The sequence below is a fragment of the Streptomyces sp. NPDC107500 genome, from assembly GCF_055582785.1.
This window is the reverse complement of sequence record NZ_JBVJPF010000004.1, coordinates 70,687-85,093: the sequence shown is the minus strand read 5'-3', so window position 1 is coordinate 85,093 and position 14,407 is coordinate 70,687. Positions and strand designations below refer to the sequence as shown.

At 73.1% G+C, this 14,407-nt stretch carries 9 protein-coding genes; all 9 read right to left on the bottom strand.

Features of this window, described 5'->3' with window-relative positions; genetic code table 11:
- Window position 1: 1 nt before the first annotated feature.
- The 9 genes from ACZ67M_RS16855 to ACZ67M_RS16815 are packed head-to-tail and all read right to left on the bottom strand — an operon-like array spanning window position 2 to window position 14,363.
- Window positions 2–1,243: an O-antigen ligase domain-containing protein gene (locus tag ACZ67M_RS16855; RefSeq protein WP_469851459.1), complete on the bottom strand. Its 1,242-nt coding sequence runs from the start codon at window positions 1,241–1,243 to the stop codon at window positions 2–4.
- 1 nt (window position 1,244) lies between these two features.
- On the bottom strand, window positions 1,245–2,765 hold the full coding sequence (locus ACZ67M_RS16850; RefSeq protein WP_385795591.1) for a right-handed parallel beta-helix repeat-containing protein: 1,521 nt from the start codon (window positions 2,763–2,765) through the stop codon (window positions 1,245–1,247).
- 8 nt (window positions 2,766–2,773) lie between these two features.
- The gene (locus ACZ67M_RS16845) at window positions 2,774–4,750 is read right to left on the bottom strand and encodes a heparinase II/III family protein (RefSeq protein WP_469851457.1); all 1,977 of its coding nucleotides are present in this window, start codon (window positions 4,748–4,750) and stop codon (window positions 2,774–2,776) included.
- The gene (locus ACZ67M_RS16840; protein ID WP_469851456.1) at window positions 4,747–6,933 is read right to left on the bottom strand and encodes a bi-domain-containing oxidoreductase; all 2,187 of its coding nucleotides are present in this window, start codon (window positions 6,931–6,933) and stop codon (window positions 4,747–4,749) included. Before ACZ67M_RS16840 ends, ACZ67M_RS16845 begins: the two co-directional genes overlap by 4 nt.
- Window positions 6,934–6,949: 16 nt before the next feature.
- Complete coding sequence (asnB, locus tag ACZ67M_RS16835) at window positions 6,950–8,884, bottom strand: asparagine synthase (glutamine-hydrolyzing) (protein WP_469851454.1); 1,935 nt, start codon at window positions 8,882–8,884, stop codon at window positions 6,950–6,952.
- 3 nt (window positions 8,885–8,887) lie between these two features.
- Window positions 8,888–10,414 carry a Wzz/FepE/Etk N-terminal domain-containing protein gene (locus tag ACZ67M_RS16830; protein ID WP_469851452.1) on the bottom strand — a complete coding sequence of 509 codons (1,527 nt, stop codon included), beginning with the start codon at window positions 10,412–10,414 and terminating at the stop codon, window positions 8,888–8,890.
- Window positions 10,411–11,778 (bottom strand): Wzz/FepE/Etk N-terminal domain-containing protein, encoded by a 1,368-nt coding sequence (locus tag ACZ67M_RS16825; RefSeq protein ID WP_469851450.1) that lies wholly within the window; start codon window positions 11,776–11,778, stop codon window positions 10,411–10,413. The genes ACZ67M_RS16830 and ACZ67M_RS16825 overlap by 4 nt, the downstream gene beginning before the upstream one ends.
- Window positions 11,768–13,054: a glycosyltransferase family 4 protein gene (locus tag ACZ67M_RS16820; protein WP_469851448.1), complete on the bottom strand. Its 1,287-nt coding sequence runs from the start codon at window positions 13,052–13,054 to the stop codon at window positions 11,768–11,770. Before ACZ67M_RS16820 ends, ACZ67M_RS16825 begins: the two co-directional genes overlap by 11 nt.
- Window positions 13,044–14,363, bottom strand: a complete 1,320-nt coding sequence (locus ACZ67M_RS16815; RefSeq protein ID WP_469851447.1) for a nucleotide sugar dehydrogenase — start codon at window positions 14,361–14,363, stop codon at window positions 13,044–13,046. The genes ACZ67M_RS16820 and ACZ67M_RS16815 overlap by 11 nt, the downstream gene beginning before the upstream one ends.
- Between the last annotated feature and the right edge of the window lie 44 nt (window positions 14,364–14,407).

The following is a 14,407-nucleotide window of genomic DNA, read 5'->3' as shown; positions in this document are numbered from 1 at the left end:
CTCAGGTCACCTCCGGTGTGCTGCGGGCCCATCGCGGTACGTGTCGGCCGGGGGCTCCCCGGGCCGGGAGGGGAGTGGCCGCCGGGGCGGGAGTCGCCAGCAGCGACGCGGCCACGGCCAGATGCAGCAGATACGGCGAGGCGTCGCCCAGCCCCGCCTCGGTGTACGACGCGATCGCGCAGTAGCTGATCAGGAAGATCGCGCAGGCCCTCGACAGCGAGGGCGGCCGCAGCAACGCGACGGCGCCCAGGGCGACGACCATGCCCGCGACGAGTGCCACGCCGGTCACGCCCTGTTCGTGGTAGACCGCCAGCCAGCTGTTGTCGATCGGCAGCCCGCCGAAGGACTTGTCGCCCAGGCCCGCGCCGAATAGGTACTCAGAAGTCGTTCGGGGAGCCGCCAGCAGGGCGTCCCACACCTTGGCCCGCCCCGTGAGGCTGGTGAAGTTCTCCTCGCTCTGGCCGCGCAGGAACCACGCGTGCAGCGCGGAGCCGAACACCACCGCCGCCAGCGCGGCGCACCCCACGGCCCGGATGAAGAACCGCCGGGCGGCGGCGCTGGTCAGGACGAGCGAGCCGATCGCCAGGGCCAGCCCGACGAGCAGACCGAGCGTGGCCGTCCGGGTATGGGTCAGCATCAGCAGGACGAGTGCGGGCACGACGACGACCGCGGCACTGGTCCGGTCGGTGCGGTGACCGAGCACGAGCAGCACGGTCAGGCCGATGACCACCGCGGCGTACTGTCCGATCTGCGGCGGGGTGAGCGGCCACAGGGCGCCGACCAGCCGCCCGCCGTACAGGTCGGGCAAGGCCTTGCCCGGTGAGACGACCGCGCCGGCGGCCACCGTCCCGAGGACCGCCACATACATCCGGATGTGGTGCCGGACGAACGTCGTGCCGCCGTCCCACCAGCGGCTGAGCAGCCACAGGGTGGCGAGGAAGAGCGCCAGCCGGGCGCAGCGGAACAACGCGCCGAACCCGGACTCCAGGCTCAGGCTGGAGATCACGCTCGGCACCAGCAGCAGGGTGAGCAGGAGGAGGAAGGAGCTTGCCCGGACGCGCAGCCGTAGGTTGACCACGAGCGCCAGCGCGAACGCGGCGACCAGCGCGCCCATGGTGACCATCTGGATGAGGGAGCGGGGGAGCGGCACGACGGTCACCGCCCCCGTGGAACCCAGCGTGTTGAGGACCAGCAGCCCCCAGACCGTCGCCACGGTCCTCGGCGTGGTCTGCTCGGTGGCCATCTCAACCACCGTCCCGAGCACGGAAGGTACTGCCCTCGTCCTGCCGGTACGGCATGCCCTGCCACTGTCCGGAGTCGAGGGTGCGGCTCGGGTCGTGGGCGACGAACGTCCACGCGCCGAGGTAGACGTTGTCGTACCAGCGGTTGTGCTGCTCGCCGGTGATCGCCTCCGCCACGCGCTCGCCCTGGTAGGGCGACCAGTCCGGGTAGGTGCCGTAGTTGGCCAGTACCGCCATCCGGTCGCAGAGCGCCGTGCAGCCGACGACGGACTTGTCCAGCACGAAGCGGTTGTCGTGGATGTCCACCCGCTGGGTCTTCCACCGGCAGTCGGCGTAGAGCGGCGCGGTGGCGATCGCCGGCCGCGCGCACCGGTCGGTGTCCTTCACCAGGAGCGTGCACTCACCGGAGGAGGTGTTGGCGGGACTGTTGCAGAACCGGTCGGCGTTCTCCCACAGGGTGATCCCGGACCAGTTGTTCTCCAGCGTGTTGCCGTAGATCTCGATCCTGTCCGTGCGGGCCCGGATCCGCGGTTCGCCGCCGGACTCGGACACGTAGACGGTCGCGAGCGGGAAGCTGTCGCCGCGGTCGGCGTACCTGCGGCCCTCGACCCAGTTGTTGCGCCGGATCGTGTTCTTGCGGACGACGGCGTTGTAGCTGGTCTCGTAGATCAGCGCGGCTCCGTCGTTGGCCTCCAGCACGTTGCCCTCGATGCGGAAGTCGTTGTTGTTGGTGTCCGCCCACAGTCCGGCTCCGCGGTTGTCGTGCACCCAGTTGCCGCGGACGTCGGCGCCGTCGACGGCCCAGAACTTGACGCCTCCGGTGCAGCCGCAGCCCGGCCGCCGGCGCTCCCAGTCGTCCCTGTTGTTGCCCGTGATCTCGTTGCCCTCGACCACCAGGCCGGTGATGCCGCCGCCGCCCTTGTACGCGTTCATGCCGTACTGGCCGTTGCCGCGCAGACAACTGGCGCGGACCTGCTGGCGGGCACCGGCCATCAGCCCGGCACCGGAGTTGTGCTGGATCGTCGCGTGCTCGATCACCCACCCGTCGGCGGAGTCGTGGTTGACCACGCCCTCGTCGTGCGGTGCGACGAACCCCTGCACGGTCAGGTGGCGGATGGTCACGTCGCGGGCGGTGCCGCCGAACGCGTACTGGTTGGTTTTCCGGCCGTCGAGTACCGCGCCCGGGGCACCGAGATAGCGGTTCCCCTCCTTGGGGACGACCTGCGCGTAGCGGTCCGGCTGGAGCCGGTGGGTGCCCGGACGGAGCCAGAACGTGGTGTTCGGCGGACTCTTCCTGGTCTTCGCGGCCAGATCGCCGGCGACCGCGGGGTCCACCGTCACCGCGCCCGCGGGCGCCTTCGCGGGCCCGGCGGCCGGCTCGGCGCAGACGCGGGCCACCGACGCGGTCGGCGCGGCGGTCGGCTCCGGCCGTGCGGCCTGCGTGCTCTCACAGCCGGTCGCCGCCAGCAGGGTCAGCGCCAGCGGTGCGGCAGGCAACGCCCAGCGCCGCCACTTGATCCCCACGCGGCCCCCTAGCCGTGGAACCTGAGTACGGTGGTGAACCCCTCGGCGCCGTCGGAGAAGCCGGTGCCGACGAGCGTCGTGGCGGGTTCCTTGCGCCCGAAACCGGGGGAGTACCAGCCCAGCGGCGGATCGGTCTCGCCGCGATGCGCGCGCCAGCTCAGCTCCGCGGGCAGGTCGAGCACGGCGGAGCGCTCCGCGCCGTCCCGGGTCCAGCTGAGGGCGGCCCGGCTCCCCGTCAGGTCCGCGGTGATCGCCGGACCGAGGTGGAAGGCCAGCCGCACGGACCGGCGCGGGCCGCGCACCTCGTCGACCACCTTCAGCTCCCGGCTCGCGGCCGTCAGCTCCACCCGGCGGCGGTGCACGGAGCGCTGGTATCCGTCGTGCTCGGCGCACCAGCGGGCCGTCCCCCCGTCCGGGGCCCCGGACGGGTCCGCGTCCAGCACCCGGCTGCGGGCGTGCCGGGTCCACAGGAACGGGCCGCCGGAGACGGACTGGTCGGCGTCGTCCAGCTGCAGGGTGTTGTGCCCGAGCGTGGACCGGAAGTACCGCCGCCACACGGGTTCCCCGTGGTAGCAGAACGTCCCGGGGTCGGCCAGCACGTCGACGCCGTCCTGCCGGACCTCCACGGACAGCGCGTCCGCGTGCGCGTGCGCGGCGATGGACAGGAACCCGTGCGGACCGCCGTCGCAGCGGCACCAGATCCCGTCCGGTCCGCGCAGGACGGTGAGCCCCGCGTCGGCGAAGTGGGCCGGGCGGCTCGCCGGGCGGGTCACCGGCGGCACGGCTCCGTCCTGCGGGTACGGCCGCACGAGCGCGGCCAGCAGCGGGGTGCGCACGTCGGTTCCGGTCACCTCCGGCCACCAGGCGCGCCGCCCGAACACCGCGTCCCCGGTGGCCAGCAGCGAGCCCCAGCGGTCGGTGCCCGCGCCGTCCACGACCAGACCGTGGCCGTCGTCGGCGTCCCCCTGGCGCGGCGGCCGCAACCGGTCGTCGACGGTCGCCGCGAGCGCGTCGGTCATCCGCAGCAGCACCAGCCGGACCGTCGGCGGCACCGGCACGCCGGCGAGATCCGCCTCCGCCAGTGCGGCCAGGCCGAGTTCCAGCACGAGCCCGTGGTACTCGGTGGCCAGCTCGCGGTTGAGGCCGGAGGGGAAGGTGTTGCCCCGCAGGTGCCGCTCCAGGGACCGCAGCGCGTCGGCCCGAAGCCGCGCCGAGGTGGGGAACCACCCGAAGGCGCAGGACGCCGCGAACTGCCCGGCGGCCTCGGCGATCACGTGGTTGTTGGCCGAGGACCCCCGGCTGGGGAAGGCCGCCAGCCAGCGCTGGTGGTGCCAGATCTGGTTCAGCGCCACCGGGTTGCCCTCGAACAGCTCCGCCGCGCCCGGCCAGCCGTCGAGCAGCCGGCGGACCCACACCCACGACAGCAGCCGGATCCCCAGCTCGATACCGCTCGTCCAGTGCACCCCGTGCAGCGGCGCGTTCGCCGCCCACCACGACCGCAGATGGCCGGCCACGCGCTCCGCGTACCGCTCGTCGCCGGTGATCGCGTAGGCGGCGGCGAGCACCGTGAGGTACTGGTGCCGGGACAGCTCCCAGATCTGCTTGATGTCACCGACCACCTCCTCGTCCCGGTACGGCACCCCGAAGGCGTAGCCCCAGGGAGCCCGGCGCCCGGTCTTCGGGTCGTACCACCAGTCCGGGTCGGCCAGGTCGTCGCGGACCACCCCGAAGTACTCGACGTGCCCGGCCATCAGCCGGTCGGCCTCGGCGACGAGGCGCTTCGCGGCGTCCGGCTCCACCGCGGCGACCGTCCCCGCGGGCAGCACCGCGGTGAACCGGGCGCCGGTCACGGTGGGGCAGTGCGGCGGCGCCGACCGCCAGCGCCGCCTGCGCAGGGCGTCGCCCGCCCGGCCGCCGACCTCCCGCGGCCCCATCCGGGACAGCCGCCGCAGGTACCAGCCCGGACTCCCCGCCTTCGCGGTCATCGCGCCGCCGCCAACGTGACCGGCGCGCCGCCGGCCAGACTGGTCCCTACGGCGAGGGTGGCCGTGGTGGTGGCCACCAGCGACTCCAGCGGCACCGGCATCGGACGGCCGGTCCGCACGGCCCTGACGAACGCTGCCAGTTCGGCGTTCTGGCCCTTGTCCCGCGCCTTCGGCAACCGGGAACTCACCCAGCGCTTGCGGCCGCCGTCGTAGACGGAGGCACGGACGAAGTCGTCGAGCCGCAGCGCCCGGCCGTCTGCCACCAGGTCCAGCGTCTCCTTGGGGAACCCCGACGGGCCGGTCGTGAGGTAGCTGATGGTGGCGGTCGAGCCGCCCGGGTAGCCCAGCACCACCTGGAGGTCCTCGTTGCCGGGCGTAGCCGTCGCGTACACCGACACCGGGTCGGCGTCGAGCAGCCGGCTCGCCGTGTCGATGAAGTGCCCGCCCTCACCGGCGAACCGCGAGCCCTGGGTGCCCTGCTGGAGGTACCAGCTGCCGTGCTCCAGCCGGCCCGCGTTGACCAGGTAGCGCAGGCTCGCCGGCCCGGTCCGCGCGCCGAACCGCTCCCGCGCCTCCAGCAGCAGCGGCGCGAACCGGCGGTTGAAGCCCACCTGCAACCGGTCGTTGCCCGACTCCTCCACCGCCGCGAGCACACCGGCCAGCTCGTCCTCGGTCAGCGCCAACGGCTTCTCCACGAACACCGCCTTGCCGGCCAGCAGCGCCCTTCGGGTCAGCTCGGCGTGCGAGCTGTGCCGGGTGACCACGAACACCGCGTCGACGGACGGGTCGTCGAGCACCGCGTCCAGTTCCGTGGTCGCCTCGGCGAAGCCGAACTTGCGCTGCGCGTTGGCCGCGGACAGTGCTGTCGTGGTGACGACCGTGGACAACTCGACGCCCTCGCGCCGCGCCAGGTGCGGCAGCAGCATCGACGTCGCGTAGTTGCCGGCGCCGACGAACGCCACCCGCACCGGTGCCTTGCCGGACCGGGCCGGTGCGGGGGCCCCGCCACCGCGGCGCACCGCGGGCACGGTCAGCTCCGGGACCACCGTCTCCTCCTTGTGTCCGGGGTACCGGAACAGCACGGCCACGGCCTTGAGACCGCCGTCCTTCAGGCGCTGGTACGTCTCGACGGCGTCGTCGAAGTCGGCCGTGTGGGAGACCAGGGGTTCCACGTCCACGCGACCCCGGGCGACGAGATCGAGGAAGCACGCCAGGTTGCGACGCTCGGTCCAGCGCACATAGCCGATCGGGTAGTCGCGCCCCTCCAGTTCGTACTCCGGGTCGTAGCGGCCGGGACCGTACGAGCGGGAGAACCGGACGTCCAGCTCCTTCTCGTAGTACGCGTTCCAGGGCAGGTCCAGGCTGCACTTGCCGATGTCGACGACCCGGCCGCGGTCCCGGCTCAGCCGGGCGGCCAGCTCGACGGGCTCGTTGCCGGCGCCGCCCGCCGCCAGGTACACCTGGTCCACACCGTGACCGCCGGTGAGTTCGGCGACGGCGTTCGCCACGGCCGGTGAGGAGGGGGCGCCGCAGGCCGCCGCGCCCAGGCGCTCGGCCAGTTCGCAGCGCGCCGGGTCGGGGTCGGCGCCGACCACGCGCACCCCCGAAGCGGCCAGCAACTGCACCACCAGCTGACCGATCAGCCCGAGGCCGACGACCAGCGCCACCTCGCCGAGCTGGGGCTCCCCGCGGCGTACGCCCTGCAACGCGATCGACCCGACGGTGCCGAACGCGGCGTGCCGCGGCGCGAGGCCGTCCGGCACCCGGGTGTAGAGGTTCTTCGGGACCCAGTTCACCTCGGCGTGCAGCGCGTGCTCGTTGCCCGCGCACGCCACCACGTCACCCACGGACACGTCGTCGATCCCGGCGCCGACCTGCTCGACCACCCCGCACAGCGAGTAGCCGAGCGGCGTGTAGGAGTCCAGCTTCCCCATCACCTTGCGGTAGGTGGCGGGCACGCCGTTGGTGGCCACGCTCTGCACCACCTTGGCGACCTGGTCCGGCCGGGAGCGGGCCTTGCCGACCATCGACATGCCGGCCTCGGACACCTTCATCAGCTCGGTCCCGGTGGAGATCAGCGAGTAGGCGCTCCGCACCAGCACACCGCCCGGCTTGCACCCCGGCACCGGGACGTCGAGCAGCGTCAGCTCGCCGCTCTTGTAGTTCTGCACAACCTGTTTCACCGAAGTCCTCTTGTCTCTACGCCGTCGAGGGAGAGTGCTGGCCGGCCCCGGAGAGCGCGCCGCGATACCAGTACTCGAGGGTCAGCACGTGCCACAGATGCTTGGAGTAGTCCCGGTGCCCGGCGGCGTCCTCGGCGACCAGCCGGGCCAGCGCGTCACGGCGCAGCAACCCGGCCCGGACCAGCTCGCCGTCGTGCACCACCTCGCGGACCAGCGGTGCCAGATCGCGGCTCATCCAGGCCCGCAGCGGAGCGCTGAACAGGCCCTTGGGCCGGTACACGATCTCCCGGGGCAGGACCGAGACGGCCGCCTCCTTGAGGACCGCCTTGCCCTGACGTCCGGCGATCTTCTGGTCACCGGGTACGGCGAAGGCCGCCTTGACCACCTCGACGTCCACGTACGGCACCCGCACCTCGGTCGACGCGGCCATGCTCGACCGGTCCGTGTACGCGAGGTTCAGACCCGGCAGGAACATCCGGGCGTCACCCAGGCACATCCGGTTGACGAAGTCGTCGAGGTCGTTGTCCTGATACACGTCGGCGTGCTCGGTCAGCACGTCCTCCACCGTCCCGGCCAGGTCGGGATCGACCAGGGCGAGCAGCTCGTCCCGGTCGTACATGGTGTAGCTGCGCCGGAACGCGGTCTCCTCGGGCAGTTCGGCGAAGGAGAGGAACCGCTTCGCGAAGCGCACCGACCGGTACCCGCGACGGGCCGTGGCGACCGGCAGCCGGTCCACGGCCGCCGACACGCCGCGCCGCAGGGGACGCGGGACGCGCTGGTAGCGCAGCGCGAGCAGGTTGGCCAGGTGCTTGCGGTACCCGGCGAAGAGTTCGTCGGCGCCCATCCCCGAGAGCATCACCTTGACCCCGGCCTCCCGGGCGGCCTCGCAGATCAGGAACGTGTTGATCGCCGCGGGATCGCCGATCGGCTCGTCCAGGTGGTACGTCATCCGGGGCAGCAGGTCGAGCACGTCGGGTGCGATCTCGATCTCGTGCAGGTCGACGCCGAACCGCTCGGCCACGCTCCGGGCGTGACGCAGGTCGTCGGGCATCGCCTCGAACCTGGCGTCCTCGGCGCGGAACCCGATCGTGTACGCGGAGATCCCGGGCCGGTCGCGGGCGGCCAGCGCGGTCAGGTAGCTGGAGTCCAGCCCGCCGGAGAGGAAGGTCGCCACGGGCACGTCGGAGAGCAGGTGCCGCCGGGTCGACTCCTCCACGACGGCCGCGACGTCCGGCCGTTCGCCGCTCAGCGCCCGCTCCCGGCCCTCGGCGGCGACGTCCTTCAGGTTCCAGTACCGGCCGCGCTCCACCCGGCCGTCGGGCCGGCACCGCAGCCAGCTCCCCGGCGGCAGCTTCTCCGCCCCGCGCAACGCGCAGCGCGAGTCCGGCACCCAGTAGTACAGCAGCGAGGCGACCAGCGCCCCGTGGTCCACCTCCAGCGAGCCGCCGGTCACGGCGGCCAGCGCCTTCAGCTCGGAGGCGAACACCAGGCCCTCGCCGCGCCGGAGCAGGAAGAGCGGCTTGACGCCGAGCTGGTCGCGGGCGAGGACCAGTTCACCGGTCCGCTCGTCGAAGATCCCGAAGGCGAACATGCCGCGCAGCCTGGGCAGGCAGTCGGTGCCCCAGCGCCGCCACGCCTCCAGCAGCACCTCGGTGTCGGACGTACCGCGGAAGCGCACCCCGGAGGCCGACAGCTCGGCACGCAGCTCCGGCGCGTTGTACAGCTCGCCGTTGTACGTCAGGACGAGGCCCCCCGACACCATCGGCTGGGCGCCCGTATCGGTCAGGTCGATGATGGCCAGCCGGCGGTGCCCGAGGTGCACCTCGCCCTCACCGACGGGGTGGCTGTAGCGGCCCGCCCCGTCCGGGCCGCGGTGGGCGAGGACGTCGGTCAGCCGGTCGGCCACGGCCTTCCCGTCCGGCCATCGGTATGTGCCTGCGATGCCACACATGTCCTATCGCCCCTCCTGGTCGCTGTCCGGGACCCGCGTCGCCCGCATCGGCAGCCGCTCCGTCCGCTGTCGTTCGGTCCCGTTCGGCCGCTCGCTGCGGCCGCGCAGCGCGTGGGCCTGCCCATCCCACAGCGTGCCGTCGGTCCGGTCCCGTGGATCGGGGTCGATCAGCACCACACCGATCACCGTGACGTGCTGGTCGGCGAGCTGCCGTGCCACGGTGTGCAGCCAGGCGGCACTGCCGTGCCCGGCACGGACGACGAGCACGGTACGGCTGCCGAGGTGCGGCAGATCGGTCCACGCCGTGCCCGGCGCCACCGAGCCGACGCAGAGCCTGCGCTCCTGCTCCGGACCGGCCGCGGCGGTGCCCTCGCCGCCGATCACGGGCGGGTCTCCCGGCTTCGGGCGGCGCCGGGCGAGCGGGAGGCCGGGCAGGGCGTCGACGACGACCACCCGCTCCTGCCCGTCCCGCGCCTCCAGTGCCGCCGCGAGGTCGAGGGCGAGCACGCCCGCGCTGCGCGCACACCCCAGTTCCAGCAGCGACACCGGTTCCGCGGAGCCGCGCACGGTACGGGCCAGGGACGTGGTGAGCCGTGAGCGCGCCGCCCGGATCCGCCGGCGCCGCCAGAGCCAGGGCGACCCCCGGCGGGGCAGCTCCGCGATGACCGAGGCCCCGAGGTGCGCGGCGATCTCCCGGCGCAGCACGGGGCGGTCCGCCACCAGGGAGCCGACCGCCGCAGTCACGAGCCCGAGGACCAGTCCGAGGACGAGTCCGATCCCGGCGTTGGTGACAGCGGTCCTGGGCAGGGAGTGGCGCACCGCGCGGGGGGCGTCCACGATCTGCGTGCCGGAGACGATCCCGGGTGTGCCGGTACGCGCCTCCGCGGCCCGCTGGTCGAAGTCGGCGACGCGTGAACTGAGTTCGGCCCGGCGCGCGAAGAGCGATTCGAGGCTCGCCGACGCCTTCGGATCGCTCTCCGGTGACCGGTCCCCGATCGCCTTGTTGACCTCGGCGAGTTCGTCCCGCGTGCGCTCCCGCTGTTCGAGCAGGGCCTTGGACTCGGCGTCCGCGGTCGCGCGCATCCGGCGGACGTGGTCCGCGATGAACGCCTCGGCCAGTGCCTCGGCCCGGGCCACGGCCTGAGCGTCGCTGTCGCCGGACACGGTGATCTCGAGCAGGTTGTTGGTGAGGCCGGTGCCCCGGTAGTCCGCCATGAAGTCCTCCGGTTTCTCCGGGGACTTGAGGGACTTCAGGGCCGCCTCGGCGATCCGCGTCGTCCTCAGCAGCTCGACGTCGGTGCGGATCAGCGTTCCGGTGTCGTTCGGCTGGTCCTCCTTGTGGGCGACCAGCACCTTCGTCACCGCGGTCGGTGGTGGCGGCAGGAGCACGGCGAGCGCCCCGCCGGCCACCAGCCCCAGCGTCGCCAGGGAGCACCAGAGGCGGCGGCGCCTGCGCACTGCCACCACCAGCGGCTGCAGGTCCAGCAGCGGAGCGGCGGCCGGAGCGTCCGCGGTCCTGTCCGTCGTCACGCCGAACCTCCCCTCGCGTCGTCGCCGACCGCGACCGCCGGAGCCGTGTGACGCGGAGGGCGCGCAGCCGCCCGGGCCCGGGGGGCCAGGACGGTGGTGGCGACGACGACACCGACGACCTCGTGCCCGGCGTCCGCACAGGCCTCGGCGATGCCGGCCAGCTCTCCCGCGGTCCGACTGCCCGCGCCGAGCACGACCAGGGCACCGGACTCGGCGTCGCGATCAGGCACCATCGGCCGGTCCACCGGGACCTCCGCCACCCGCAGCAGCGCATCGCTCCCGGCCTCCGCGACGAGTTGCCGGGCGGCCCGACGGGCGGTCTCGTCGCCGTCCGGCACGACCACCAGCAGCCGCCGAGGGGCCGGCAGCCGGTCCCGGAGGCGGGCGCACACCCGCCGGTAGCGGATCCGCCTGCCCGCCTCGTCGCCGGACGCCTGCGGGGGCGGCGTGTCCCACGGTGTGTCGATGCCCAGCAGGCCGCCGATCCGGGCTCCTCGGCCACGGCCTTCCGGGCGGGGCGCCGGCCGCTCGGCGGGTACGTCGACGGTACCCAGCAGCGCCGAGCCGAGCGCCCCGGCGATCTCCTGGCCGGTGCGCGGACGGCGATTCATCCGTGCGGTGACGAGATGGCCGACGACCGCGAGCAGGAGGAACAGCACCGCCCCGCCCACGACGAGGTGCACCCGCGTCGGCGGGGCCTCGCCGGTCGGCCGGGCCGCCGGCCCCATGACGACCAGGTTGGCCTTGCCCGTCGCCCCGTCGGCCTGCTCCAGCTTGTTCATGGCGTCCGCCAGCGTGGTACGCAGCTTCGCCAGTTCGGTGCGGGCCTGCACGCTCTCCACGGTCCGTCCGGGGTCGGCCGAGTCGGCCAGATCGGTGATGCGGCGGTTGGTCTGCACGACCTGCTGCCGCAGTACCTCGGACTCCGTGGCCGCGTCGGAACCGGTGTTGTCGCCCGCGATCCGCGCGGCGAAGGAGACGAACTGCTGGGCCACCTCGTCGGAGAGCCGCTGCGCGCGCCCGGGGCTGTCGGCCGTACCCGAGATCTTGATGATGTTCCCGTCGGTGGCCTTGGCTCCCACCTGGTCCCGCAGGTCGATGCCGTCCACGCCGCTCCAGTGCAGCGCGGCGGCCGCGCGGTCGACCACCTCCGAGCTGGTCGCGATCTCCGCCTGGGTCAGCAGCTCGCGCTGCTCCCACTGCCCGGGCAGGAGGACGGATGCCGACGTCGTGTACCTCGGCGGGAACAGCAGGGAGGCGCCGTAGCCGACGAGTGCCCCCACCACGGCGAGGACGGCGAAGAGCCGCCGACGCCGGCGCAGCATCCGCCCGATCGTGACCAGACGTATGGTGTCATCGCTCAACGGTGCGGCTCCCGCCCTGTACTGACGTGCCGGCCGGCGGCACCGGGATGCGGCCGTCGCAGGCGGCGGCGTAGGCGGCGAGCAGCGACCGCTGGGAGTTCCGCCAGGAGAGCTCCCCACCGATCCGCTCCTGGCCGAGCTTGCCCATCTGCTCCCGTCGCTCCGGGTCGTCGAGGAGCAGCGCGATGAGCCCGGCGAACTCGGTCTCGTCGTTGGCGGGCGCGTAGACGGCCGCGTCGCCCGCGGAGACCCTCGCCTCCCGGAGGTCGAACGAGACGATCGGCCGGCCCATCACCATGTACTCAAGGACCTTGTTCATGGTCGACACGTCGTTGAGCGGATTGCGCGGGTCGGGGGAGAGGCACACGTCCGCGGTGGACAGGTAGCGCACCAGGTCGGCGTCCGGAATGCGCCCGGTGAACTGCACCTGCTCCGCGAGCCCGAGCCGCCGGGACAGCTCCACCATCTCGTCGAAGGTGTCGCCGGCACCGACGAACACCGCGTGCCAGTCGGTCCGCCCGAGGTCGTCGCGGAGCCTCGCGAGGGCCCGCAAGGCGTAGTCGACGCCGTCCTGGGGGCCCATGACGCCGAGGTAGCACAGCAGATGCGGCTTGCCGCGCTTCAGCTCCGGCTCGGGCGGCACCGGGTGGAACCGGGCGACGTCGGGAGCGCTGCGGACCACGAAGACGTCCGCCGGACGCAGGCCGCCGCGGCGCACCGCGACGTCCCGGTAGCTCTCGTTCGTGGCGATCACGACGTCCGCGGCCCGGTAGGTGAGCCGCTCCAGCGCGCGCACACCGCGGTAGAGCAGGTCCTCGCCGCGGCCGAACCGGGACAGGTACAGCTCGGGAACCAGGTCGTGCTGGTCGAAGACGAACCGCGCACCCCGCCGCTTCATCCACAAGGCGGGCAGGAACAGCAGGTCGGGCGGGTTGCAGGCGTGGACCACGTGGACCGGGCCGACCTTCCGGGCCAGCCGGACCGTGTGCCACAACGCCGCCCCGTACTCCCGCAGATAGCCCGCCGGCCCTCCGGTGGCCGCGCGCAGCGGGTAGCGGTGGATCCGCACCCCGTCGATCTCCGCCTCCGGCTCCGTGTCCCGCTTCGTTCCCCGGGGGCAGATGACGTGAACCGTCCAGCCCGCGTCGCGCAGCGTCGTGCACTCCTGCCACACCCGCCGGTCGAACGGGACCGACAGGTTCTCCACCAGGATCAGCGCGCGCCGTTCCGGCCGGGCGCCGCCCTTCGCGTCGTTCGACGCCGTGTCACCAAGCAAGGCCCATGTACCCCGGTTCGGCCCGGCGCGCCTCGGCGTCGGGAAGGTGGACGAGATCGACGATCACGGGGCCGCCGGCGCCGCGGGGCAGTGCCGACAGCACGGCCGGGTCCCTGGTCCCGACCACGCACACCTCGGCGTGGTCGAGCACCTCCTCGACGGAGTCCGCGAGCAGCTGCGCGAGGTGCGGCAGCCGCGTCTCGATGTACTCGCGGTTCGCGCCGAGCAGCCGGGACAGGCTCACATTGGCATCGTGGATCCGCAGGTCGTACCCCTTGCCGAAGAGCCGCTCCGCCAGCTCGACGAGCGGGCTCTCGCGGAGGTCGTCGGTGCCGGGCTTGAAGGACAGGCCGAGCAGGCCCGCCCGGCGTTTGCCGGTGCGCTCGACCAGCTCCACCGCGCGCTGCAGATGGTCGGCGTTGGAGGGCAGCACGTGGGAGAGGATGGGCACCGAGACGTCGGCCCGCTGCGCCGCGTGGACCAGGCTGCGCAGGTCCTTGGGCAGGCAGGAGCCACCGAAGGCGAAGCCGGGCCGCAGATAGGCGGGGCTGATGTTCAGCTTGCGGTCGGCCAGGAACACGTCCATCACCTGGTGCGAGTCCACGCCCAGCGCCTGGCACACCGCGCCCAGCTCGTTGGCGAAGCCGATCTTGAGGCCGTGGAACGCGTTGTCGGCGTACTTGATCGCCTCCGCCGTCGGGATGGGCACCCGGAACACCTCGCCGGGCAGTCCCGAGTACAGCTCCATCACCGCCTCGCCGCTGGCGGAGTCCAGCTCGCCGATGACGGTCTTCGGCGGGTCGAAGAAGTCCCGCACGCTCGTGCCCTCGCGCAGGAACTCCGGGTTGACCGCGACCCCGATGTCCACGCCGGCCGTGCCGCCGACGGCCTTCTCCAGGATCGGCACCAGCAGGTTGAGGCAGGTGCCGGGGAGCATGGTGCTGCGGAACACGACGGTGTGCCGCCCACCCCTTTCGGCCAGCGCGGCGCCGATCTGCTCGGTGACCCGCTCCAGGTACGTGGTGCACAGGCTGCCGTTGGGCTCCGACGGGGTGCCCACACAGACCAGCGACACCTCGCTGTTCATGACCGCCTCGTGGACGTCGGCGGTGGCGCGTAAGGCGCCGCTCCGCGTGACGTCGGCGATCAGCTCGCCGATCCGCTCCTCGACCACCGGGGCCTTGCCGTCGTTGACCAGGTCGACCTTCACCTGGTTCACGTCCACCCCGATGACCTCGTGGCCGATGTCGGCCAGGCACGCGGCCGACACACAGCCCACGTAGCCGAGCCCGAAGACGCTGACTCTCATGACGCGTTCCTCCCCCCAGGCAGGCCCACCGGGCCTGCGGTCCC